The sequence below is a fragment of the Robinsoniella sp. genome (genome assembly GCF_034124845.1).
In genome coordinates this window covers 1-2314 of sequence record NZ_JAWYAJ010000566.1, presented here as the reverse complement: position 1 = coordinate 2314, position 2314 = coordinate 1, and the positions used below count along the sequence as shown (strand labels likewise).

Genomic DNA, 2314 nt, shown 5'->3' with positions numbered 1-2314 from the left:
CCTGGTTTCCTGAATGACACTTTTGCCTTCCTCCAGCAATTCGATCTGTCTGGCATGTTCTCCTTCAATTGCCCTGGCAATAGCCTTAAAGGAATTCAGGTTTTTCATTTCTGTACGTGTGCCCAGTTTTTCTGTTCCGGCTTCTCTTACAGACAAGTTGACATCCGCCCTCATGGACCCCTCCTGCAGCTTACAATCCGAGGCTCCAAGATATTGAATCATCAACCGCAGTTTTTCCAGATAAGCTATTACTTCCCGGGCAGTTCTCATATCCGGCTCGGAAACGATTTCTATCAGAGGTACCCCGCTTCTGTTATAATCCACTAATGAACAGTCTTCCCATTCATCATGAATCAGTTTTCCCGCATCCTCTTCCATATGGATTTCATGGATTCCAATGGTTTTCTTTCCGCTCTCCGTTTCAATCTCTATCCCACCGTCATAGCAGATTGGCAGATACAGTTGTGAAATCTGGTAGTTCTGTGGATTATCGGGATAAAAATAGTTTTTACGGTCGAATTTACAATACTGGTTAATCTTACAGTTTGCAGCAAGCCCCACCGCCAGTGCATACTCCACTACCTGTTTATTCAGAACCGGCAGACTTCCAGGCATTCCTGCACAAACGGGGCAGGTATGAGTATTGGGTGCACCCCCAAATGCTGTCTGGCAGGAACAGAAAATTTTCGTTTTTGCAGCCAATTCCACATGGACTTCCAGTCCGATTACGGTTTCATACTTTTTACTCATGGGCATTTCTCCTCAATTCGTACCATCTGAGGCGCTTCATAAGTTCTGCTTTGTTCAAAACTGTAAGCTGCCCGGATGATTTTTTTCTCTTCAAAACAATCTCCTATAAACTGAACTCCAATAGGCATCCCCTGCGTATTCTTGCCGCAAGGTACTGAAATTCCGGGAAGCCCTGCCAAGTTTACTGAAATTGTATAGATATCCCCCAGATACATTTTCAGCGGATCCCCAAGGTTTTCCCCAAGCTTTGGTGCTGCAGATGGAGCCGTGGGTCCCAGGATAACGTCATACTTCTGAAATGCCCCATCAAATGCCTGTTTTATCAAAGCCTTAGTGCGAAGTGCCTTCAGATAATATGCATCGTAATATCCGGAGCTTAATACAAAGGAACCCAGCATAATACGCCTTTTCACCTCAGTTCCAAAGCCCTGGGATCGGCTTTTCTTATACATATCATGCAGCCCCTGATATTCCGGCGCACGGTAGCCGTATTTCACTCCGTCGAACCTGGAGAGGTTGGAACTAGCCTCTGCCGAAGCAATGACATAATACGCCGGCACAGCGTATTCCACCAGCTTTAAGTCAAATTCCTCCACGATTGCTCCCTTTTCCCGAAGTACATCTGCCGCCTTAAGGACAACCTCTTTCACCTGGTTATCCAGTCCTTTCCCCAGATAGTCTGCCGGTATTCCAATGCGCATGCCCTTTACATCCTCTCGTAATGCCGATGTAAAATCATAACTTTCCCTGAGGACGGACGTACTGTCTTTTTTGTCATAAGAGGCCACGGTCTCCAGAATGGCTGCACAGTCAGATACATCCTTTGCTACCGGACCGATTTGATCCAGTGAGGAACCATAGGCGATCAATCCATATCTGGAAACAGTTCCGTAAGTGGGTTTTAGCCCCGTAACTCCGCAGTACGAACTTGGCTGGCGTATAGATCCCCCCGTATCCGAACCAAGTGCGAAGAAACATTCCTCTGCTGACACTGCTGCACAGGACCCTCCCGAGGAACCTCCCGGAACATGCCGGATATTCCAGGGATTTCTGGTAACGCCAAATGCTGATGTCTCTGTGGTGCTTCCCATAGCAAACTCATCCATATTTGTTTTTCCCAAAACGATCACGCCTGCTTCTTCCAGGTTATAAATTGCCTGGGCAGAATATCCTGGAACAAAATTCTCCAACATCTTAGAACTGCATGTTGTGGGAATCCCTTTTGTGCAGATATTATCCTTTATGGCTGCCGGCACGCCCGCCAGAGGACCCTGCAGCCTTCCTGTACTAATCTCTTTTTGTACCTCATCTGCCCTTCGCAGTGCCCCTTCTCTATCCACAGATACATAGGCATGCACCTTATCTTCTATTTCTCTGATCTGCGCCAGCGATGCACAAACGGCTTCTTTTACAGATATTTCTTTTTTCTTAATCTTCTTTCCCAGTTCCAGGGCTGTCAGACTTTTTATACTCACCATAAAAATCTCCTCTCACTATAACGGACTTATCTTATTCCCGCGAGCAACGAGCCAAACGGACACGCTGGCGCGTCCATTTGGCGACT

Annotated in this window: 2 protein-coding genes; both read right to left on the bottom strand. The window is 46.8% G+C overall.

Annotated features, from left to right (window positions below):
- The coding region (gene gatB, locus ACH2DQ_RS27970; protein ID WP_395028733.1) for an Asp-tRNA(Asn)/Glu-tRNA(Gln) amidotransferase subunit GatB at positions 1-750 on the bottom strand (750 nt) is incomplete at its 3' end.
- Positions 747-2228, bottom strand: coding sequence for an Asp-tRNA(Asn)/Glu-tRNA(Gln) amidotransferase subunit GatA (gene gatA, locus ACH2DQ_RS27965; protein ID WP_395028732.1), 1482 nt, complete (start codon positions 2226-2228; stop codon positions 747-749). The genes gatA and gatB, both read right to left, overlap by 4 nt.
- Positions 2229-2314 lie beyond the last annotated feature (86 nt).

Bases quoted from the DNA above. Each gene is read 5' to 3' on its own strand.
- gatA (WP_395028732.1), bottom strand. From the start codon at position 2,228: ATGGTGAGTATAAAAAGTCTGACAGCCCTGGAACTGGGAAAGAAGATT.